At 49.1% G+C, this 21,011-nt stretch carries 25 protein-coding genes; 18 read left to right on the top strand and 7 right to left on the bottom strand.

All coding sequences use genetic code 11. The features are described 5' to 3' along the window. Window positions 1-84: 84 nt before the first annotated feature. From ABU165_RS05500 to ABU165_RS05530, 7 genes are all read left to right on the top strand, one after another. A complete protein-coding gene (locus tag ABU165_RS05500) occupies window positions 85-996 on the top strand; it encodes an ABC transporter ATP-binding protein (protein WP_148949896.1) in 912 nt (303 codons plus the stop codon). Further along, window positions 996-1,703 (top strand): ABC transporter permease, encoded by a 708-nt coding sequence (locus ABU165_RS05505; protein WP_094769426.1) that lies wholly within the window; start codon window positions 996-998, stop codon window positions 1,701-1,703. Before ABU165_RS05500 ends, ABU165_RS05505 begins: the two co-directional genes overlap by 1 nt. Window position 1,704: 1 nt before the next feature. After that, window positions 1,705-2,439 carry an ABC transporter permease gene (locus tag ABU165_RS05510; protein WP_094769427.1) on the top strand — a complete coding sequence of 245 codons (735 nt, stop codon included), beginning with the start codon at window positions 1,705-1,707 and terminating at the stop codon, window positions 2,437-2,439. 362 nt (window positions 2,440-2,801) lie between these two features. Beyond that, window positions 2,802-3,398 (top strand): molybdenum cofactor guanylyltransferase, encoded by a 597-nt coding sequence (gene mobA, locus ABU165_RS05515; RefSeq protein WP_129613026.1) that lies wholly within the window; start codon window positions 2,802-2,804, stop codon window positions 3,396-3,398. A 71-nt stretch (window positions 3,399-3,469) separates the two neighbouring features. Next, entirely contained in the window at window positions 3,470-3,934 is a 465-nt protein-coding gene (locus ABU165_RS05520) for a molybdenum cofactor biosynthesis protein MoaE (RefSeq protein WP_101548853.1), read from the top strand. Further along, window positions 3,927-4,157 carry a molybdopterin converting factor subunit 1 gene (gene moaD, locus ABU165_RS05525; protein WP_101548855.1) on the top strand — a complete coding sequence of 77 codons (231 nt, stop codon included), beginning with the start codon at window positions 3,927-3,929 and terminating at the stop codon, window positions 4,155-4,157. Before ABU165_RS05520 ends, moaD begins: the two co-directional genes overlap by 8 nt. 13 nt (window positions 4,158-4,170) lie before the next feature. After that, complete coding sequence (locus ABU165_RS05530; protein WP_318059733.1) at window positions 4,171-5,190, top strand: ThiF family adenylyltransferase; 1,020 nt, start codon at window positions 4,171-4,173, stop codon at window positions 5,188-5,190. A 99-nt stretch (window positions 5,191-5,289) separates the two neighbouring features. Here the strand turns inward: ABU165_RS05530 and ABU165_RS05535 are convergent, their stop codons facing one another. Continuing rightward, window positions 5,290-5,613, bottom strand: coding sequence for a YflT domain-containing protein (locus tag ABU165_RS05535; RefSeq protein WP_009794344.1), 324 nt, complete (start codon window positions 5,611-5,613; stop codon window positions 5,290-5,292). Window positions 5,614-5,791: 178 nt separating this feature from the next. On the opposite strand from ABU165_RS05535, the gene ABU165_RS05540 reads away from it, so the two are divergent. The 4 genes from ABU165_RS05540 (at window position 5,792) to ABU165_RS05555 (ending at window position 8,379) form a co-directional block, all read left to right on the top strand. After that, window positions 5,792-6,568, top strand: coding sequence for a DUF4230 domain-containing protein (locus ABU165_RS05540; RefSeq protein WP_022544521.1), 777 nt, complete (start codon window positions 5,792-5,794; stop codon window positions 6,566-6,568). Further along, window positions 6,552-7,226 (top strand): uracil-DNA glycosylase, encoded by a 675-nt coding sequence (locus tag ABU165_RS05545; RefSeq protein ID WP_396349958.1) that lies wholly within the window; start codon window positions 6,552-6,554, stop codon window positions 7,224-7,226. Before ABU165_RS05540 ends, ABU165_RS05545 begins: the two co-directional genes overlap by 17 nt. 476 nt (window positions 7,227-7,702) lie before the next feature. Beyond that, a complete protein-coding gene (locus ABU165_RS05550; protein WP_094769431.1) occupies window positions 7,703-7,984 on the top strand; it encodes a YwdI family protein in 282 nt (93 codons plus the stop codon). Between the two features lie 23 nt (window positions 7,985-8,007). After that, complete coding sequence (locus tag ABU165_RS05555) at window positions 8,008-8,379, top strand: DUF423 domain-containing protein (protein ID WP_009794339.1); 372 nt, start codon at window positions 8,008-8,010, stop codon at window positions 8,377-8,379. Between the two features lie 35 nt (window positions 8,380-8,414). Here ABU165_RS05555 and gerQ read toward each other — a convergent pair whose 3' ends face one another. The 3 genes from gerQ to hemQ all read right to left on the bottom strand — a co-directional run bounded on the left by gerQ (window position 8,415) and on the right by hemQ (window position 10,554). Continuing rightward, window positions 8,415-8,915, bottom strand: coding sequence for a spore coat protein GerQ (gene gerQ / locus ABU165_RS05560; RefSeq protein ID WP_009794338.1), 501 nt, complete (start codon window positions 8,913-8,915; stop codon window positions 8,415-8,417). Window positions 8,916-8,937: 22 nt separating this feature from the next. Continuing rightward, window positions 8,938-9,360 carry a cell wall hydrolase gene (locus tag ABU165_RS05565; protein WP_148949894.1) on the bottom strand — a complete coding sequence of 141 codons (423 nt, stop codon included), beginning with the start codon at window positions 9,358-9,360 and terminating at the stop codon, window positions 8,938-8,940. 450 nt (window positions 9,361-9,810) lie between these two features. Then, window positions 9,811-10,554 carry a hydrogen peroxide-dependent heme synthase gene (hemQ, locus tag ABU165_RS05570; RefSeq protein ID WP_353762595.1) on the bottom strand — a complete coding sequence of 248 codons (744 nt, stop codon included), beginning with the start codon at window positions 10,552-10,554 and terminating at the stop codon, window positions 9,811-9,813. A gap of 453 nt (window positions 10,555-11,007) precedes the next feature. Here hemQ and pta point away from each other — a divergent pair, with 453 nt between their 5' ends. Then, the gene (gene pta, locus ABU165_RS05575) at window positions 11,008-11,985 is read left to right on the top strand and encodes a phosphate acetyltransferase (RefSeq protein ID WP_009791662.1); all 978 of its coding nucleotides are present in this window, start codon (window positions 11,008-11,010) and stop codon (window positions 11,983-11,985) included. A gap of 398 nt (window positions 11,986-12,383) precedes the next feature. Further along, entirely contained in the window at window positions 12,384-13,238 is an 855-nt protein-coding gene (gene lipL, locus ABU165_RS05580; RefSeq protein ID WP_318059734.1) for an octanoyl-[GcvH]:protein N-octanoyltransferase, read from the top strand. Window positions 13,239-13,343: 105 nt separating this feature from the next. Here lipL and ABU165_RS05585 read toward each other — a convergent pair whose 3' ends face one another. Beyond that, window positions 13,344-14,123 carry an RsfA family transcriptional regulator gene (locus tag ABU165_RS05585; protein ID WP_094769433.1) on the bottom strand — a complete coding sequence of 260 codons (780 nt, stop codon included), beginning with the start codon at window positions 14,121-14,123 and terminating at the stop codon, window positions 13,344-13,346. Between the two features lie 316 nt (window positions 14,124-14,439). Here ABU165_RS05585 and ABU165_RS05590 point away from each other — a divergent pair, with 316 nt between their 5' ends. The 3 genes from ABU165_RS05590 to ABU165_RS05600 all read left to right on the top strand — a co-directional run bounded on the left by ABU165_RS05590 (window position 14,440) and on the right by ABU165_RS05600 (window position 16,821). After that, window positions 14,440-14,664, top strand: coding sequence for a YuzB family protein (locus ABU165_RS05590; protein ID WP_022544517.1), 225 nt, complete (start codon window positions 14,440-14,442; stop codon window positions 14,662-14,664). Between the two features lie 302 nt (window positions 14,665-14,966). Beyond that, window positions 14,967-16,265 (top strand): HD domain-containing protein, encoded by a 1,299-nt coding sequence (locus tag ABU165_RS05595; RefSeq protein WP_009791657.1) that lies wholly within the window; start codon window positions 14,967-14,969, stop codon window positions 16,263-16,265. A 49-nt stretch (window positions 16,266-16,314) separates the two neighbouring features. Then, window positions 16,315-16,821 (top strand): YwgA family protein, encoded by a 507-nt coding sequence (locus ABU165_RS05600; protein ID WP_009791656.1) that lies wholly within the window; start codon window positions 16,315-16,317, stop codon window positions 16,819-16,821. 47 nt (window positions 16,822-16,868) lie between these two features. On the opposite strand, the gene ABU165_RS05605 is transcribed toward ABU165_RS05600, so the two are convergent. Continuing rightward, window positions 16,869-17,057, bottom strand: a complete 189-nt coding sequence (locus ABU165_RS05605; protein WP_009791655.1) for a 2-hydroxymuconate tautomerase — start codon at window positions 17,055-17,057, stop codon at window positions 16,869-16,871. Between the two features lie 215 nt (window positions 17,058-17,272). Between ABU165_RS05605 and ABU165_RS05610 the strand changes: the two genes are divergently transcribed. Both ABU165_RS05610 and ABU165_RS05615 read left to right on the top strand, forming a co-directional pair. Continuing rightward, window positions 17,273-17,935 (top strand): site-2 protease family protein, encoded by a 663-nt coding sequence (locus ABU165_RS05610; protein WP_035401327.1) that lies wholly within the window; start codon window positions 17,273-17,275, stop codon window positions 17,933-17,935. 72 nt (window positions 17,936-18,007) lie between these two features. Then, entirely contained in the window at window positions 18,008-18,520 is a 513-nt protein-coding gene (locus ABU165_RS05615) for a YwhD family protein (RefSeq protein WP_022544515.1), read from the top strand. Window positions 18,521-18,683: 163 nt separating this feature from the next. Here ABU165_RS05615 and ABU165_RS05620 read toward each other — a convergent pair whose 3' ends face one another. Beyond that, a complete protein-coding gene (locus ABU165_RS05620) occupies window positions 18,684-20,756 on the bottom strand; it encodes a transglycosylase domain-containing protein (protein WP_318059984.1) in 2,073 nt (690 codons plus the stop codon). Between the last annotated feature and the right edge of the window lie 255 nt (window positions 20,757-21,011).

The raw sequence follows: 21,011 nt of genomic DNA on the forward strand, positions 1-21,011 counted from the left end.
CCCCCCTTTTTTTAAACCAAATTTAAACTTCCCCCCACCCCCAGCTTAACCTTCGCGGGATAAGATGGTTCCGAGGTGAAGAAAATGAGCGAATTAATCTTGGAAACGAATGGTTTAACGAAAAAGTTCGGAAAACGGAGTGCGGTCGAAAATGTGGATCTGCGGCTGGCGAAAGGAGAAATATACGGATTCCTCGGCCCTAACGGTGCGGGCAAGACAACGACGATCCGGATGCTGCTCGGGCTTGCCAGGCCGACGGGCGGTTCCATCCATATCTTTGGCAGGGATCTGAAAAAAGAGAAGTTGCAGATCCTTCGCAAGGTTGGCTCTCTTGTTGAATATCCATCCTATTACGGACATCTGACCGCCATCGAAAATCTTGAGGCTCTCCGCAGGATTCTCGAGGTGCCAAAATCACGGATCGATGAAGTGCTGGCCATTGTCCGCCTGTCAAAGGAAGCGAAACGGCCGGTAAAAGGCTTTTCCCTTGGAATGAAGCAGCGGCTTGGAATTGCCGCCGCCCTGCTCGCGAACCCTGAGCTGCTGATCCTGGACGAGCCGACGAACGGACTGGACCCATCCGGCATTCTTGAAATTCGCGAGCTGATCAAAAGCATGCCGGCACAGCATGGAATGACCATCCTCGTCTCCAGCCATCTATTATCAGAGATTGATCAAATGGCAACACAGGTGGGGATCATCTCCAAAGGGTCGATGATTTTCCAGGATTCGATCCATGTTCTCAGGCAGAAGGCAAACAGCCAGATTGCGATTACAGTCAATGAAACAGAGAAAGCCTGGAGAGCGCTGCTGTCAAACGGCATCCAGGCAGAAAAAGAGCGGGAGCACCTGCTGCTTGACGGGACAGACGCCCAGGTGGCCGCGGCTGTGGAAACACTGGTCCGCCATGATGTTTCTGTATACCGTGTCCAGGAGCAGAGAAAAACGCTCGAGGACATCTTCCTGGAGCTGACAGGAGAAGGGGGAAGCCTGTGATGATGAACATACTTTCCGCCGACTTTCTGAAAATCAAAAGAAAAATGATCCTGTTTCTCGTTTTTCTCGGCCCCTTTGGCGTTGTCGCTCTTGAAGCGGTCAATTTCGGGCTCCGCTATGAGTATTTGACAGGAGTTTATGCAAAAGATTTATGGAAAGGCTTGATCGGTGAAGCCAGCTTCCTCAGCATCCCTGCGATCATGCTGGGGCTTGCGCTGGTCACCAGCATGATTGCCAATATTGAGCATCAGACAAATGCCTGGAAGCAGCTCCTGGCCCTTCCTGTTTCTAAAGGAAAGGTATTTACCTCCAAGTTTCTATTGGCAGCCATCTTATTGTTTATTTCCTGTGTACTGCTATTCGTTGGGCTGATCATTCTGGGACTGATCCTCGGATTTGGCACAGACATTCCCTTCCTTTATCTGGCGGAATCCGTGTTCTTTCCTTATTTGGCTGGGATGCCTTTCATTGCACTGCAGTTATGGATTTCCATCACCATGAAAAATCAGGCCATTCCGCTGACGGCCGGCATTCTGGCGACGGTGCTGACCCTGTTTTCCGTGAAGTTCCCGGACTGGGTCCCGCTGAAATGGCTGTTTCTTGAGAGCTGGGGCGGCCCTTTTTATTCGGCACTGGCCGGCGTCCTGCTCGGCATCGGCATCTACTTGACCGGGCTGATTGATTTTTCCAGAAAGGAAGTGAAATAGCATGATCAATCTATTAAGCTCTGAATGGCTGAAGCTTAGAAAATCTTCTGTCTGGCTGCTTATATTTATAAGTCCTCTTCTGGCAGCGTTGGCCGGCTTTGGTGAAGCGGATCATCCCGGGGTGGAGGGGGAGCTGCAATGGCTCTACACCCTCAGCAGCATGGCGTTCGTCCATGCGCTGCTGTTCCTGCCGCTCTTGACCGGTGTATTTTCTGCATTTGTCTGCCGCTATGAGCATCTGGGCGGAGGCTGGAAGCAGCTGCTGTCACTGCCGGTTTCCCGGAGAAATGTATATATCGTGAAATTCAGTCTTGTTATGGGGCTGATTGCTGTCTCCCAGCTGCTCTTTTTAGGCGGCCTGCTGCTGGTGGCACAGCTGAAAGGATTCGATGCACCGATTCCGTGGAAAATCATCCTGGAAAGCATAGCCGGCGGATGGGTTGCCTGCCTTCCGGTCGCGGCCCTGCAAATGTTTGTTTCAGCCGCATGGTCCAGCTTTGCCGCTCCGCTGGCCATCAATGTGGTCTTTACACTCCCAAACATTCTGGTAGCCAACTCAGAAACCTACGGCCCGTTCTATCCCTGGGCACAGCCGTTTTTGACCATGATTCCGCGGATGGGAGAAGAATTCGGGGCACTGAATGCCTCTATGGAAACCCTCCTGATTGTCATCCTCGGCGGCTTCGTACTGTTTTTCCTGTCAGGAATGACCTACTTTCAGCGCAAGGAGATTTAGTATCCAGTTTGTGTGGAAAAATGGGGGCGGATATTTGTAGATTTAAAACTATTTAGTCTTAACACTTTGCTGCTGTTTTCCGTTCCAGGCACTTCGCTTTCCGCGGGGCGACGCTGAGCCTCCTCCCGCTCCGCGGTGCGGGGTCTCAGCATTGCCGCTATCTCCCGCAGGAGTCTACGTGCCTTGCACTCCAAACAGCAGGTTTCTAAAACTTTTTAAGCATCCCTTATAATTCCGCAGTTTTTTTTCTCTGTTACCACTAAACTCTTTTTACACCCCTCCATGGATGTTTTTCCCACTACCTATTAATCCACCATCAAGAAAGCTACAATAGATACATATACCAAAAAGGAGGCTGCTGCATGAAAGCAACAGGAATCATTCTTGCGGGCGGGCGTTCAAGCCGGATGGGCCAGAATAAGGCGCTTATGACCTTAGAGGGAATTACGGTCATTGAACGGGTGCGTGACGAGCTGAAAAAGGCAGTCCAGGATATCATCATTGTCACCAACTCCCCGGAAGACTACGATTTTCTCGGCTGCCTGATGGCTGGTGACATCTATCAGGACGGAGGGCCGCTTGCCGGACTCCATGCAGGACTGAAAAATTCGCAAACAGACTATAATCTTGCCGCAGCCTGTGATATGCCCTTTCTTTCAGCCGGGCTCGGCAGCATCCTTTTAAACGAGCTGGGCGAATGCCAGGCCGCTGTTCCGAAAATCTCCGGGCAGCTTCATCCCTTGTTCGGTGCCTATCACAAGGGGTTATACCGGAGGGCAGAGGAAATGCTTGAAGCAGGCGACCGCAAAATGAGGAATCTGCTCACAGAGGACAGCCGGATTTTATCAGAGAAAGAGCTTTTGGAAAAAGGCTGGGGTGGTGAGGAGGCCTGTTTTTTCAATATGAACCATCCTTCTGAATACGAGCAGGCTAAGCGTATGCTCGGCAGGGAATCTTAAAATTGGGAATGGGAAGCCAATCCTGCTATTCTATATAGATAAAAACTTCGAGAATCCTAAGAGGTGAGAAAATGGATTTTGAACTATCAAAAGAACCGATTGATGTTCAGGCTGTCACTGATAAAGTCATCCAGCGGAATGCTGGGGCGGTCACCGTGTTTATTGGGACGGTCAGGGAGCTGACGGGCGGCAAGAAAACCCTGTATCTCGTCTATGAAGCATATGAATCAATGGCAGTGAAGAAGCTTGAGCAGATCGGCCATGAAATAGAAGAAAAATGGGAAGGCGCGAAGGCAGCCATCACCCACCGGACAGGCAGGCTGGATATTACCGATATAGCCGTCGTCATTGCTGTATCTACCCCGCACAGGGCGGATGCCTATGAAGCGAACCGCTATGCCATCGAAAGAATCAAGGAGATAGTCCCTATCTGGAAAAAGGAACATTGGGAGGACGGGGAAGAATGGATCGGCAACCAGCTTGAATCCGTTTCTTATCCGGCTGGCCGTCCGCAAAAGGAGGATCTGGATGAATAACATCAAACTGTTTGCCCACTTGCGTGAAAGTGCAGGCAAGGAAGAAATCGAGCTTGACGCCGCGGGCAAGACGATTAATGAACTGAAAGCCATTTTAACTGAAGCCTATCACCTTAATCTGGAAACCGTAATGACAGCAGTGAACGAAGAGTTCGCCCTGGATCACGAGCTGATCAAAGAGGGAGACGTCATCGCTTTCATCCCGCCGGTCAGCGGCGGCTGAGGAGGGGAATAGGTTGGACGAAAGATATTCGCGCCAGACGCTTTTTCCCGGAATCGGCACGGCGGGACAGGAGAAGATCGCCCGGAAGCATGTCCTGATCATCGGGGCCGGGGCGCTGGGCTCCGGCTGTGCAGAGCTCCTGATCCGTGCGGGGGTCGGGAGTATGACGATCATTGACAGAGATTATGTGGAAGAAAGCAATCTTCAGAGGCAGCAGCTTTATGCAGAGAAGGATGCCAGGGAAAAACTGCCGAAAGCAAAGGCGGCAGAAAGGCGGCTGAAGGAAATAAATTCTTCCGTCAGCTTAAGCTGCATTGTTGGGGATGCAGATCCTTCACTTCTGGCTGAGCTTGCGCCTGGAACTGATCTGATGATTGATGCCACTGACAATTTTGAAACAAGGATGGTCATCAATGATCTGTCCCAGAAACTTGGAATACCATGGATTTACGGAGCCTGTGTCGGCAGCTTTGGAATGAGCTTTACCGTGATCCCGGGCAAGACCCCATGCCTGAATTGCCTTCTGAAAGCTGTTCCGCTGCAGGGGCTTACCTGTGATACAGGCGGCATCATCGGACCGGCCGTCCAGATGACCGTAGCCCATCAGGGGGCAGAAGCGCTGAAAATCCTGGCAGAAGACTGGGACGCTGTCAGGACTTCGCTTGTCAGCTTCGATCTTTGGCACAGCCAGTATACAAATATGGGGACCGCTAAAGCCAAGGATCCGGGCTGCCCTTCATGCGGCGCTGAAAGGACCTATCCTTACCTGGAGCAGGATAACCGGACCAGGACAGCCGTACTCTGCGGCCGGGATACGGTCCAGATCCGCCCGCCTGGTAAGCGGGACCTTGACCTTGAAGGGCTGGCAGGCCAGCTTGGCCGGCTCGGCTATGAAGTAAAGGGCAATCCCTATCTTCTGTCTGCCGAGCTGGGTGCCGAAAGGGCCGTCTTTTTCAGTGACGGCCGGGCCCTCATCCATGGCACGAAGGATGAGTCCCATGCAAAAGCCATCTACCAGCGTCTGCTGGGTTAAATACAGGAACCCCTCTGCCTGGCTGCAGAGGGGTTCTGTTTTTTTCAGTAAGAAAGCCGTCCCGGGGGGTGACCCGGAACGGCTGGAGAACCTTCTTACTTATTCGTTTGAACCTACAATGACAAGCTTGCCTTCATCAAGCACCTTTTCGTATTGCTCAGCTTCCACCTTTGAAAGGCCGAGAGCTTCGAACTTGTTGCGGAGCTCGTCGCCGCGCTTATTGAACATATTGCCGACAGAATCAAATAAGCCCTGTTCCTTCAAGCCGACGCTCCCAGTGTTGGTAGCATCAGTTAAATCTTCGGAACGGTTTTCGTCATGCGCAAAAATAAAGATATTGTCCTTTTCATAGCCTTCTGCTGTTAAAGTCTTAATAGTATCCGTTGCTTGTACGCCGTTTTCACAAACCTCAATTTTATACATGAATAATTCCTCCTCTAATTTTTTTGGACAATGTGCCTGTCCGCTTATTCTTTTATTTATCCTTTTTTTCCATACTTAAACTTCAATCTTTGTGTACAATGTTTCAGCAAAATTTTACAAAAAAGGCAGTTCTCATTTTATAATGGAAACGAACGGGTATAGAAAAGGAGCGGAGATATTGAAAAAAGAACAGGAAGTATTAGAACAGATGGAGGCGCTTATGAAGGAACTGAAAACTTCCCGCAAGCAGGCTGCAAGTGCCGCCGCTCTTGAAGGCAGCGGGGGTGCGTTCACGTTTTCACGGTTTTTGCGCTACGGGTTCAGGAAGTGGAGCTGGAAAATCGGGCTGCTTTTATTGTCGCTTATTATGATCGGAATTTTGCTTACAGCAGGAATCTTTTATTTTTATACAGGGTCATCAGCTCAAGAAGAGAAAGGGAGTTTTATAGAACAGGTGCGCGGCCTGTCAACGCTGGCATCATCACAGGCGCTCGTGAAGGCCGTGATTGAAAAAGAAGACAATGAACTGTTTGGAAGGCAGATAGAAACGGATCTGCCGGGGACAAAGCGCAAGCTTCTGCTTATTGTCCCGGGAACGGTAACGGCAGGGGTCGATCTTGAGCAGGTTGGAGAAAAGGATATCAAGGTGTCGGAAGAGGATAAGAGGATTGAAGTTTCCCTTCCGAAGGCAAGCATCCTCCAGGAGCCGTCGCTCGATCTTGAGCATGTCCAGACCTTTTCGGCTTCCGGGATTTTTCGGGATGATGTGAACTGGGATGAGGCATACAGCCTTGCAGCAGAGGCAAAGGAACTGGTAGAAGCGGAAGCGATTGACCAGGGGATTCTTGAACTTGCTGAGAAGAACGCAGAAAAAACGATCAGCGAATTTTTTGGCAGGCTGGGCTATGAGGCCTCTGTCAGCTATAAGGGGGATTCTGATGCAGCTATTAAATAACCGCTGGGGCGAGCTTCTGGAAGAGGAGTTCGAAAAAGCGTATTTTCATGAACTGGAAAGATTCCTGGAAGAAGAATATGCGAGCGAGACGGTCTATCCGGCCAGGGAAGATATCTTCAACAGCCTGAAGTATACCGATTATGAGGATGTAAAAGTGGTCATCCTGGGGCAGGATCCGTACCATGGACCGGGACAGGCCCATGGTTTGAGCTTCTCGGTCAAGCCGCAGACCAGGATTCCCCCCTCCTTAAGGAATATTTTCAAGGAGCTTCATGAAGATCTTGGCTGCAAAATCCCTGATAACGGGTATCTGGTCAGCTGGGCGGAGCAGGGTGTCCTGCTGCTGAATACCGTTTTGACCGTGCGGGAGGGGGAAGCCCATTCCCATAAAAATAAGGGGTGGGAGACTTTTACCAATAGCGTTATTGCCCTGCTGAATGAAAGGGAAAAGCCGGTCGTATTCCTGCTTTGGGGAAAGCCCGCCCAGGAAAAGGCCAAGCTGATTGATAATCCGCACCATATTATCCTAAAATCAGTCCACCCCAGCCCACTATCAGCAAGAAGAGGATTCTTTGGCAGCCATCACTTTTCAAAAACCAATCAGATTTTGAAGGATAATGGGGAAGAGGAGATAGACTGGCAGATACCAGATCTCTAATTCCGGCATGTTTCACGTGGAACGGAAATTGCATATGAAGAATGCCGTCGAAAGCTGACGGCATTTTTTAATAGACAAGTATAAAATAAGGCGGGCAAGACGCTTCCGCCTTTCTCTATTCAAAGAACTGTCAGAGTTTTAGGATGTATAATGGGTACAAGTCATGTAAAATAGAAACCGATAGCCAAATGAGTTAGAAATAAGGCTCAGCAAAGGATGACAGGATTGGACAGCAATCAGCCAAATTGCTTTAAATGCAAGCATTTCTACGTGACATGGGACCGGCAGTTTCCGAAAGGGTGCAGGGCGTTTCAATTTAAGGGAAGGCAGCTTCCGTCCAAAGCGGTTGAAAGGGCTTCAGGCCATCCTTGCCTTAAATTTGAGGGAAAGTCCAAGTAATTTCGGCTGCCTGAATAGCATGGGTGCCTGCTGCCGAAAATGGAGCTGTAGAGATTTAGGAAAAAGAGGTGAACAGTATGCAGATACCTGTTGGAAATCTGCTTGCCAAGATTGAAAAGGAGCTGCAGGGGGCCAAATCAAGCTCTTCTGAGGAAATGATCCGGGAGCGTGTATATTCTATAAAGGCTTTATGCGAGTTGCTTCTGGAAGGTGAGAAGACAAGTTCAGAGCCGGTGCGGCCGGCTGCATCTTATATTCCTCAGCCTGTACAGGAAAGTGTGCCGCTGGCTTCAATCCAGCAGCCCAGGAAGATGAATATGGAAAATGAAGCAAATGGAGATTCAATTTTCGACTTTTAAGAAGTCGATGAAGAGGTGAAATCATGAAAATTTTTATCATAATCGGTGCAATCAATGCGTTCCTTGCTGTTGCTCTTGGGGCTTTCGGCGCCCACGGCCTGGAAGGAAAAGTTGAACCTAAGTATCTTGAAACCTGGAAAACAGGTGTAACCTATCAAATGTTCCATGCCACCGGACTTCTGATCATCGGTGTTCTGCTGGGACGACTGCCGGCAACGGCCTTACTGTCATGGTCCGGCTGGCTGATGCTGATTGGAATCATCCTCTTCTCCGGAAGCCTGTACGTCCTGACGCTGACAAAGATCAGTGTCCTCGGCGCCATCACGCCGCTCGGCGGAGTCGCCTTCCTTGCTGCATGGGTTCTCCTGATCATTGCCGCAGTTAAATATCTGTAAAAAAATGAGCCTGGCTGCATAAGCCAGGCTTTTCATTATCTTGGCGGAAAGGCTGCCAGCCCTGGAGCCGCTCCATATGGATAGTCATACTCAATCTCTTCATCAAATGTAATATAATCCAGATAAATCATCGGGATCAAATAGCGTGTGCCTGACTGCGGATCGCTCAAGATCAGGTGATCCCTTCCTGCCGCTTCAATGATTCCCTTGAAAATCTTCGCATTCCATTCCCTGTTGTTCTCAAAGGTGGCGTAAACGGTTGCCAGCTTCCCTTTGTTCAGACGGAGGATGTTTTCAATGTAGGATTGCTCAATAGGCAGCATCCCGGGAACCTGTGAAACGGGTGAACCTGAAGGCGGAGATGTGGTGAGCATGGAACCGGACGGCATCTGCGGATAGGCCTGCTGGGCGCCGTATCCCTGTGCCTGTGTGCCGGCCCCATAGTAAGGCTGCTGCTGTTGCGGCTGCTGCTGCTGATAAGGCGGATAGGTGCGGTAATCAACATATTGCTGCTGCGGTACAGATTGCTGTTTCAAAATAAATCCCTCCTAAATGTCATTAATAAACAGTGGGACAGTCTGCCTGGGCCGGCTGGAAGAAGCAATGTGCTTTGTATCTTCCTGCATTCGGCTGATTATACCATTGGGCAGGGCAGTCCCCGGTGGGGCGGAAAAACCAGAGCGAATTGCTGGCAGGATGATGGCGCTGCCCCTTGATGACTTTCCTGGCCAGGTCGAGCTCATTCTGACGGGGCCGCTGATAAAAGTAGCCCTTGATGGTGGCTTCAAATCCGCCTGGCCGCTGATAAACCATTTTCCGGATGGAAGGAATCTCTTTGAAATCCAGGCAATCGGCCCTGACCCGGTTCACCCCGACATTGCCGACCATCAGCATGCCCAGATTTCCTTCCCCTTCAGCCTCCGCACGCATCAGCCTTGCGAGAAGCTTCACATCCTCTTCGGTATAAGGAATAACGGCCATAACTTCACCTCTCTCAGCAGCTATTCAAAGGCTGTAAGTGAAAGTATCCGTATAAAACCAAACTCACTATTTCATAAATATGTGGGAAATGCTGTATTATGCCTGATGGGGGAAAGAAAAGCGGAGGGCGCTTGTTCAGAATAAAGGAACGCAGGCTAAAGACGCCACGTCCTGTGGCAACGCCTGCATGACCCGCATCCTGCGGGCCCAGCATAAGGCGCTTTGGAATTGAAGGCGTTCTTTGCCTTCGGTTCCAAAGTGACTTATGACTCGAGCACCTAGGAGCCGGAGCTGGACAAAAAGAAAAGCGGAGGGCGCTTGCTCTATAAGCAGGAATCTATTTATTGGTAACTGTATAGATAGAAAAATTGGAAGCCCAATTGCAGTAAATGTGACGGTTTTTTTTTCAATAAAAAAAGCCCCGGCAAAAGCCGAGGCCTGATTCATATATTAAACATTCAGGAAGCTGCCTATCTGGTCTTCCAGGAGCAGGTTTCCGACAAAGAAGGAGCCGAATTCGCCGTAGCGGGCGCTCACTTCATCAAAGCGCATTTCGTAGACAAGCTTCTTGAATTGAAGCACATCGTCTGCGAAGAGGGTTACTCCCCACTCGTAATCGTCAAAGCCGACAGAGCCGGTGATGACCTGCTTTACTTTGCCTGCATACTGGCGGCCGATCATGCCGTGGCTGCGCATCATATTGCGGCGGTCTTCCATAGGGAGCATATACCAGTTATCTTCACCCTGGCGGCGCTTGTCCATCGGGTAGAAGCAAACATATTTTGCTTTAGGAAGCTCCGGGTAAAGGCGTGCCAGGACATGAGGATTCTGATAAGGATCCTCTCCGGCCGGCAGATAGTTGCTGAGCTCCACAACGGAAACATAAGAATGTGCCGGAATGGTATATTCCGCAAGCTTTGATTTATTGAACTCATTCTCGATCTCATTCAGCTCTTCCATTGTAGGGCGCAGGATCATCATCATGAAATCTGCTTTTTGTCCAACAATCGTATATAAAGCATGGCTGCCATTCTTTTCGCTCTGCACGGAATTCCATTTATCCACAAGGCCCATAAACTCCTGGATTGCTGCATCGCGCTCTTCTTTCGGAGTCATTTTCCATGTCGTCCAGTCCATTGTGCGGAAATCATGGAGGCAATACCAGCCATCAAGCGTTTGTGCTGCTTCAGTCATTCTGATCACTCCTATATATGTACTCGAATTCTCATCAATACTATATCATAGTTTCACCATAACACGTCTGCCTGAAACTTGAAAATTATATGTCGCTTACCAGCTTTCAAAAATTATTCTCAATCAGGTTTCCAGCCGGGAAAACAAGGGGATTCTAAAGAATAGCAGATTAGGCAACCAGAACGGGCGCGAAATCGGATATTTTCCGGCAAAAAGGACCATATTAACATCGTCCGGAGAGAATCGATTCCCAGATATAAATATAAGAATGTTAAGAAAACAAAAACTTTTCAGGTGTAACCGCTGCCACTTCTCCTTGTTCTTGAATTTTCACAGTGGAGGAGTATCCTAAGGGAGTGAGAATAGCGGACGCAGGCCCACTTCTATGGATAAAGGCAGTCTCAGCGCCGCTTAAGCCGAGTGATTTGTTACATATAAAAGGAGGATTTTCATATGAGTGATCTTTTTGAAGGATTAAGGAATAAGGTTTCCGGCAATAATCTGCGAATCGTATTTCCTGAAGGAACAGATGAAAGGATTCTGACTGCAGCAGGCCGTCTGGCAGCTGACAAAATTCTTACCCCTATTCTGATCGGGGATATTGCACAAATCGAGGATAAAGCAAAATCATTGGATGTATCCCTTGATTCTGTCGAAATCTATGACCCGAAAAACTTTGCCATGATGGACGAACTTGTTGCTGCATTTGTTGAGCGCCGCAAAGGAAAAGCGACAGAAGAAGATGCCCGCCGCATTCTTCTTGATGAAAACTATTTCGGCACCATGCTTGTTTATGCCAATAAAGCAGACGGCCTTGTCAGCGGAGCAGCTCACTCTACTGCAGATACAGTCCGACCGGCTCTTCAGATCATTAAGACAAAAGAAGGCGTCAAAAAGACTTCCGGTGTCTTCATCATGGTCCGCGAAGATGAAAAGTATGTATTTGCCGATTGTGCAATCAATATCGCACCAGACAGCGCAGATCTAGCGGAAATCGCCATCGAAAGCGCCAAGACAGCAAGAATGTTCGACATCGACCCGCGCGTTGCCATGCTGAGCTTCTCTACCAAAGGCTCTGCAAAATCGCCTGAAACGGAAAAAGTATCCCAGGCAGTTGAAGAAGCCAAGCTTCGTGAGCCATTGCTCATCGTGGATGGCGAATTCCAGTTCGACGCAGCCTTCGTTCCATCTGTTGCTGAAAAGAAAGCTCCGGATTCACCGCTGCAGGGAGATGCTAATGTATTTGTATTCCCAAGCCTGGAAGCAGGGAATATCGGCTACAAAATCGCCCAGCGCCTTGGTAACTTTGAAGCGGTCGGACCGATCCTTCAAGGCCTGAACCGTCCGGTAAATGACCTGTCCCGCGGATGTGACCAGGAAGACGTGTATAAGCTTGCTTTGATCACAGCAGCTCAGGCATTGAATCAGTAATAGAAGAGAGCCGGCACTCTGGTGTGCCGGTTCTTTTTTGCGGTGCAGCGTGTTGTGGAGCGGCGCGGTGGGGCTGTCAGCTGCCAGTTGGTAGAAAAAACGCTCAATTCGGTAGATTACAGTGTGAAGTCGGTAGAATATAGCGTCAAGTTGGTAGATTCCCGGGGGGACCCGGTAGAATATGCCCCGAATTGGACAGAAAGCAGCTCCCGCGCTGTTTCCCCCCCAAAGATAGGCTTTTTTCAGGCAGAGAGATCAGTTTTAAAGCAGAAAAAGCAGTCAAAAAGCTGAACTCAATAACCAACTGCGCACCCGATCAGCGGCTCCGCCCCTTTTCTTCTTCCCGCCGCCCGTATGCTATAATAATCCCATATTGTTTATTTAAAGGAGTACTGAAGATGAACGAAGCAAGTGAGCTGCTGCAGCAGCCGGAGTGGCGGATAATAGACCAGTCGAGTGCGGGACTGCATTTGAATGCGATGCATTCGTTCGGGATGGATGATACGCTCTGTGCTTCTGTCGGATCGGGAAAAACCCCTGCAACGGCAAGAGCATGGGTTCATGACCGGACGATCGTGCTCGGCATCCAGGATTCACGGCTTCCATACCTGGAAGACGGGGTGGACTGGCTGCAAAATCAGGGTTACCGGGCGATTGTCCGCAACTCGGGCGGCCTGGCAGTTGTGCTGGATGAGGGTGTACTGAATCTGTCGCTCATTTTTCCGGAATCAGAAAAAGGGATTGATATCAACCGCGGCTATGATGCTATGTGGCTTTTAATAAAAGAAATGTTCAGCGATTTCCCATATGAAATAGAAGCAAGGGAAATTGTCGGCTCTTATTGCCCCGGCAGCTATGATCTAAGCATAGGCGGCAGGAAGTTCGCCGGCATTTCCCAGCGCAGGCTGCGCAAGGGTGTGGCAGTCCAGATTTATTTATGCGTAAACGGCAGCGGCAGCGGGCGGGCTGAATTGGTCCGGGAGTTTTACAGCAGGGCGAAAAAGGATGCGGTAACGAAGTTCTTGTACCCTGACATTACACCGCCGGTCATGGCATCGCTCAGCGAGCTGCTCCAGTCCGAGCTGACGGTCGCAGATGTGATGATGAGGTTCCTGAACGTGCTGAAAAGCAGATCAGGCAGGCTGTATGCCGGAGGACTGAATGAAGAAGAAGCCGGCCTTTATGAAAGCTATTATGAGCGGGTCGCCGAGCGGAATGAAAAAGTATTCGGCACCCTTCAGGATCCCGCCTGACCATCCAGGAATAGAAAAACCGCCCTTTAATCCGGGCGGTTTTCTGTTTAAGGGGGCAGGCTGCTGCCATTTCTTCTCTCCGAGTCTATAAAACAGCGGGGTCCTTTATTCTGCTACCTTTTCCAGGTTCCCGTTGCGGTCCATCTTGAATTTGGTGGCCGGGCGTTCTTCCTCGTCAAATAGTACCAGCTTTCTTGCCCTGTTCATAATTTTCATGAGCGTCTCGTAATCTTCCTGGATCGTGACGGTATTCTGTTCCAGCATGCCGATTTTTCCGGATAATTCCTCATTCTGGCTCCTCAGCATGGCGATTTCGCGCCTCAATCTTTCATTCTCGCTTTTTAACAGATCAGCGCTGAGGGTGGAGCCGTTCAGGCTTTGCAAATAGCTGATGACCGAATCCAGATTCAGCTGGGCCCGCGGCTGCGGCGCCGATTGATAAGCAGGATAAGAGAATACTGGTTCTGGAGCTTCGATTGTTTCTTCTTCAGCATCTCCATCGGCATCTATATCTATTTCTGTATAAGTCTCCGTATAGACTTCTGTTTCTTCCGGCATTGGCAGTGTATCAGCAGTGAGCAATTCAACTTCTTCAACAGCTGGGACCGGAGGATTGTACAGCAGCTTTTTCTTGCCGCCCTGTTCTTTCCCGAGCAGCCTGTTGCGCTGTTTGCGCTGTTTCTTGGCGAGCTGCAGCGCCTTTTCGTAGCGGTGCCTAACAACAGCGTTCCAGCGGAATCCGCAGGCGGCAGAAGTGCGGTTCAGCTTATCTCCGACTTCCTCGAAAGCGTTCAGCTGGGTGCTTCCTTCCCTGACATGCCTTAATACCGTCTCAGCAAGCAATAAATCATTTTCTTCTGACCATGCATCCTGTCTTACTTTCATTTTTTCTTCAACTCCCTGGGCAAAATTGGTTTATATAACCTTCTAGCACTAGCATGGCCACATCTTTCTTTCTTTATACAGAGGGAATAAAAGGATAGTAGTTTTTTTTTCTGATATATTCAGGGACTGGGGAGAAGGGAGAATGTGCTGGAAAAAATGCCTGCAGCCTGCCAGCGGTGCTAAAGATTGCAGCTTGCAATACAAGTTCAGAAAATGTAAAATACCCTTTAGTGCCTCCGGGCAGATTAATTGAGATAGCAACTAAAATTTTCTATAGATAATTTAAAAATGATAGACCGAGAAAGGGATGTACGAAATGGCAAACGAATTCCGTGTTTGCGACGACTGCCAGGCAGTTAATCTGAAAACACTGATCCCCATGCTGAAGGATATCGACCCTGAGGCAAAAGTGGACGTAGGCTGCCAATCCTATTGCGGGCCGGGCAGGAAGAAGACTTTTGCATTTGTCAACAACCGTCCGCTGGCAGCATTGTCAGAAGAAGAGCTAAGAGAGAAAATCGAAAAAAAGCTGAAAAAATAAATCGCCTTTGACACCTGTCTTAAGGTGATTTTTTATTCGCCAAATGCTGTGCGGCTCCGGCAGATGGGGCAATTTCTTTTCTTCCCGGCACGTTTAGCCTGCTGCCTGTTTGTGGAAAAAGAACATCATCTGAACACAGGGAAAATTTTATTTTTCCGAAAGCCTTGCTGTGTCTGGATTTTGTCGAAGAAAAGGGAATTACAGCAGATTTTGTAATGATTTAGCGGTGAAAACTGGCTATAATAGATACAAAGGAAAAAAACGGGAATAGGCCGGGCTGGTGCACAGGAAGAGGGGAAAAGATGCCATATTCAACGGAAAAATTAAGCGAAGAAAAAGTATTCAAGGACCCTGTCCATCGCTATATCCATGTTCGTGACAGAATGATCTGGGATTTGATCGGGACGAGGGAATTTCAGCGCCTGCGGCGGATCAAGCAGCTGGGGACGACTTATCTGACCTTCCACGGGGCAGAGCACAGCCGCTTCAATCATTCACTCGGAGTCTACGAGATTGTCAGGCGCATCATCGATGATGTATTTGCCGGCCGGGAAGAGTGGGATGACAATGAACGCCTTGTATCCCTCTGTGCGGCGCTCCTGCACGATTTGGGGCATGGCCCTTTTTCCCATTCATTCGAAAAGGTATTCGACCTGGATCATGAGCATTACACACAGGCAATCATCCTTGGCAATACCGAAGTAAATCTTGTCCTTTCAAGAGCCGGGAAGGATTTTCCGAAGGATGTAGCCGACGTGATTGCGAAGACTTACCGGAATAAGCAGGTCGTCAGCCTGATTTCCAGCCAGATCGATGCCGACAGGATGGACTATCTGCAGCGCGATGCGTATTTCACCGGTGTCAGCTATGGCCATTTTGATATGGAAAGAATTCTCCGGGTCATGCGCCCGAGGGAGGACCAGGTTGTCATCAAGCAGAGCGGGATGCATGCGGTCGAGGATTATATCATGAGCCGCTACCAGATGTACTGGCAGGTCTATTTCCACCCGGTAACAAGAAGTGCGGAAGTCATATTGACGAAAATCCTGCACAGGGCCAAACAGCTCCATGAAAATTATTATGCATTCAAGTACCTTCCCCTCCATTTCTATACACTGTTTGAAGGCGAAGTGACGCTGGAAGACTATCTGAAGCTTGATGAAGCCGTGATACTCTATTATTTCCAGATGTGGCAGGAAGAAGAAGATCCAATTCTGAGGGATTTGTGCAAAAGGTATATGGACCGCAATCTCTTTAAATATGTGGAATTTGACCCGGCGAAGGAATACAAGAAGCTGGCCGAGCTGTCTGTGCTGTTCAGCAAGGCAGGGCTTGATCCTGAGTATTATCTGGTTGTCGATTCCTCCTCAGATCTTCCGTATGACTTCTACAGGCCGGGAGAGGAAGAGGAGCGTCTTCCGATCCACCTGCAGATGAAAAACGGGGACCTGCGGGAACTGTCGCGCGAATCGGAAATTGTTGATGCGATATCCGGAAAAAGGCGGACGGACCACAAATTATATTATCCTGCTGATTTGATTATGGACGAGGGCAGCAAGAAGACTATTAAGAAAAAAATCCGTGAAATGCTGGAGATCTAATCGACATACATAGAAGCGGTAATTACTTTGGAGTAGGAGATGAGGGGTTTTGTTAAAAGATCATGCCAATTTGGTGCACGCTTTGGCGGCTTCCGGGGAAGTCATCGGCCGGAAAAAGCTTCAGAAGATGATTTTTATTGCAAAGAAGATTTCTTTTCCTTTTCAGGAGCGGTTCCAGTTCCACTTTTACGGGCCTTATTCAGAGGAGCTGACATTGAGGGTGGAGGAGCTTTGCAATATGGGCTTCCTGAATGAAGTGAAAGAGAAGAAGGGCGGCTATTTTCAATACCGGTACACACTGACGGACAACGGCCGGGAATTTCTATCCGTCAACCAGGTTGATATGCCTTGCCTGCCGGACTGCCTGGAGGATATGAACAGCCAGAATGCAAGATTCCTGGAGCTTGTCTCAACGGTTTTATATTTTGATAATCTTCCCCGCGAAGAGGTGCAGGAGAAGGTATTCACTTTAAAGAGCAAGCAGAAGTACACAGAAGAAGAGGTTGAAGAGGCCTATCAATATATTGAAAAGCTGAAAGAAAAAGCTAAGCACTAGGGATGTGCTTAGCTTTTTCTTTGTTTGGCGGGCGTCATTAAGATGTTTTAATCTTCGTCGCTTAAGCGTTTGCCTGCGACGGCATAGTGGTTTTTGCTCATTTCTTCGATAAATACGACGACTTTGTCTTTAGAAGCACCGGTCGTTTCACTGACCGCATCGGTCACTTTTTCAACAAGAGCTTTTTTCTGGTCTTCTGTACGTCCTTCAAGCATTTTGACTGTCACATATGGCATAATAAACTCCTCCTTTTTATACTTTTTACTATAGCAGAAGGCTTAAGGGAAGTGCCAGTTCGGGGCGCGGGCTGATGCCGGGCTTTTCCCGGAAGCGGAGTTTTCCCTTCGCCCGGCATTTCATGTATACTGAAAAATAGATAAGTATGCAGGCAGCTGCCTGTATGCTAAAGGACTTTATTCAAGATAAAAAAGGGGTATGGCCGTTGGAACCATTGGAACAATTTTTAGCCTTTTCTTTCAGGGAGATTCCCTATGTAGCACTGACGTTAATGATCGCTTTTACGGTCCATGAATTTGCCCATGCGTTTGTTGCTTATAAATTCGGCGACCCGACGGCACAAAAGCAGGGGCGGCTGACGCTCAATCCGATCCACCATCTGGACCCCCTTGGGACCATCCTGATTTTTATAGCGGGATTCGGCTGGGCACGGCCTGTGCCGGTGAACCGTTTCCATTTCAAAAATCCAAGGCTTGCGGGGATATCGGTTTCGCTTGCCGGACCGCTCAGCAATCTGTTGATGGCGGGCCTGGGCCTTGGCATCTGGTACGGACTGGCCGCGGCCGGAGCAGCAGCGGGCCTGCCTGATTTTGTGCCCGAGTTCCTGGATTTGTTCATTTACTTGAATCTCATGCTGTTTGTGTTTAACCTGCTGCCTTTTCCGCCTCTTGACGGATACCGGATCATTGAGGATCTCGCCCCGGCGGGGATCAGGCCTAAGCTCACCCAGTTTGAGGCATATGGTTCGATTATATTCCTGATTCTTGTCATCACACCACTTGATCAGTATACGATCCAGCCGATTTTCGGCACTGTGCTGCCGGTCCTGATCAACGGGATGCATGACTTCTTCTCGGGACTGTTCCTGCGCGGCTGACGATTCGGAAATCAGGTCAAAATTAAAGATCAAATTATGATAACTGACCTTTTTAAAAGGAGGATACATCAAATGGAAGAAAAGAAGAAAAAAAATATTGGCTTCAACATCATTAAGAGCGACCCGACAGACGGGCATGGCGGCTTTGGGGGAGGCTCCCTCAGCCTTGATAATGTGTCACCGGTCTTTGTGGATGTGGAAGCGGGAGATGCCCATGTTGATATCGGCGCCATGCATGCAAGAAGCACTGTAGAAAAAGGAATCAAGTTCCTGACCAACCAGGAGGACGTTCCGAACGGAAAGCCTTACTGGCTCGTATGGGTGACGATCGACCGCAAGCAGGAAGGCCCTTATTATGCCGGTGTCACTGCCTGCTTTATGACGGTGGACCGGGAAATCCGCCGCGGCTATAAACTGCTGCCTGAGCATGTCAACAGGCTTGATAAAAGCATCAAACGCCATATCATCGTCGACCATATGGATGACAAGTCTAAAGGAATCCTTGCAGACTTCCTGAAGAATCACGATATGGGCATGTGGGAAAGGGCAGAAGACCAGCTGAAAAAAGATTTGGCTTCCAGTTAAAAATTTTGACGAAATTGTGACAGATTTTCGAACTTAAATTCCAACCTACTTGCCGAGCGGCGATAAAAAAAGTAAACTTATTTACAGTGTTGATGCACTGTATAGAACTAGGACACGAAAAACCCCGGGCGGAAACCCGGGGTTTTTCCTTTTATTGACTATGCTAAGATCCCCACTGAAACAGCTTTTTATACCAGGTTTTCTTCTCCTTGGGTTTTTTCACAGGCTGTTCCGGCTCTCCTTCCATATGCTCCAGATGATCGGTGCAATATTCGGTCGGCTCGGTCCCGGCGGTGAAATAGGTCAGGCGCTGAACCGGGCAATGGTCGGTGGCGATTTTTCCGTTCTCCGGATTGATATACACGCCGACCGTTCCTTTTGGACCTTTGAACCGTTTGACGGGCAAATCTTTATGGGCATCCTCCATAAACTGTATCCAGATATTCTTTGCATAAGCTTTATCGGCCGTCAATGTGATGGGCTCGCCCTGGTCATATCCGGTCCAGACGGCGGAAACGAGCTGGGGCGTGAACCCGGCCATCCAGCTGTCTGTGTCGGTGGACCCTGATTTGCCGGCATATGGCCTTGTCATCTTGCTGATGATGGTGCTGCCCGTAACGCTGGAATAGCCGTCAAGCTTATGGTCAAACATGCCGGTCATCATTTGCGTCATAACATATGCATCCTCCGGCTTCAGCACCGGCAGAGGCTCTTTCTTTTCTTCATAAATCACTTCGCCTTTATGATTTTCAACCTTTGTCACCAGGACAGGGGAAACCTTTTTTCCTCCATTGGCAAAAAGGCTGTACGCATTGGCCAGTTCAATGACCCTAATACCCGATGTCCCAAGCGCCAGGGAAGGAACCTCAGCCATTTTGGAAGTGATGCCGAATTTTTTCGCTGTTTCTGCAAGCGTATTTTCGCCTAAAAAGAGATGGGTCTTTACAGCATACACATTGTCCGACAAAGCGAGTGCCTGTGCCATGGTGATGTCACCATCCGCATATTGATTGTTGAAATTATGCGGTGTGTATTCCTGCCTGCCGTCATCAAAACGGAAGGTGGTCTGCTCGCTCCTCATCATGGTTGCCGGGGTGAATCCCTGTTCGAGGGCAGCATAGTAAAGAAGCGGCTTAATCGTCGAGCCAGGCTGGCGGACTGCCTGAACCGCCCGGTTGAACGGACTCTCGCTATAATCTCTTCCGCCGACCATTGCCTTTACATGTCCGTTCTTCGGGTTGACTGACACAAGCCCGACCTGGATTTCCGAATCTTTGCTAATATTGCCGGTTACCGCTTTTTCGGCAGCTGCCTGGATTTTTGTATCAAGTGTTGTGTATACCTTCAGGCCGCCAAGTTCTATTGTGCGGTCATCAAGCTGAAGCTGATTCTTCAGCGCATTTTTGACCGCATCCTGAAAATACGGCGCCTTTTCGATTGCTTTATGCGGAAATTCGCCGACAAGCTTGAGCGCTGACCCAAAAGCTCTATCAGCTTCCTCCGCGGTGATTTTCCCCTGCATGGCCATTGTATCCAGAATGATGCGCTGGCGGTCCCTGGCCCTTTCGAAAGAAGCGAGAGGGGAATAGACGCCAGGGCCCTTCGGTATCCCGGCAAGCATGGAAGCCTCGGCAAGGTTAAGCTCCTCAGCATCTTTCCCAAAATAGTACTGGCTTGCTGCCTGTACGCCATAAGCGCCATAGCCATAATAAATCGTATTGATATAGCCTTCCAGAATCTCATCTTTTGAATAGTTCATCTCAAGCCTGATTGTGTAGAAGGCCTCCATCATTTTCCGTTTCCATGTCTTCTCGTGTGCGAGGAACAAGTTCCGGGCATACTGCTGGCTGATGGTGCTGGCTCCCTGGACCTTTGCCATCGCTTTTAAATCGGCAAGCGCAGCCCCGGCAATCCGTTTATAATCAAAGCCGTGGTGGGAATGAAAATTCTGGTCCTCGACTGAAACCGTTGCATCAATCAGATGAGGGGAAATATGGTCAAGCGCCACCCAATACCGCTTCTGGCCATTGCTGCTTTCCCCGATCACTTCACCGTCCTCAGAGTAATACAAGGTCGACTGCGGTACGGCCAGCGGAGGAGGGCCAAGGATCTTGGCATATATCAGGACGGCGCCGATGGCAAGCCCGGCAGCAATCATTCCTATTAAACTGATGACAGCGGCTGCCCGCACATATTTCTTCGCTCTCTTGTACCGCTGACCGGCCATGACTTCCATCATAATTCACCCCTTTTTATAAACGGTGCGCGTATGGTTTCCGGCACCCAAATTTGGTCTTTATTCCTAGTATTGAAATAAGAGAAGGAATTTATTCGCGAGTTTCATTTTTTTCTTGCAATTTTGCTAGATTCATCTATACTTTTTCTCATGTTTGTAATTAAACAGTTAGGGAAGCATAAAGATAACCGCACAACTTTTAAAAAGTTTTGAGAGCGTTTTATGCGCACTATACAAATTTTTAAAATGGAAGGA

The organism is Cytobacillus sp. T106, assembly GCF_040492155.1.
Lineage (GTDB): Bacteria > Bacillota > Bacilli > Bacillales > Cytobacillaceae > Bacillus_AB > Bacillus_AB infantis.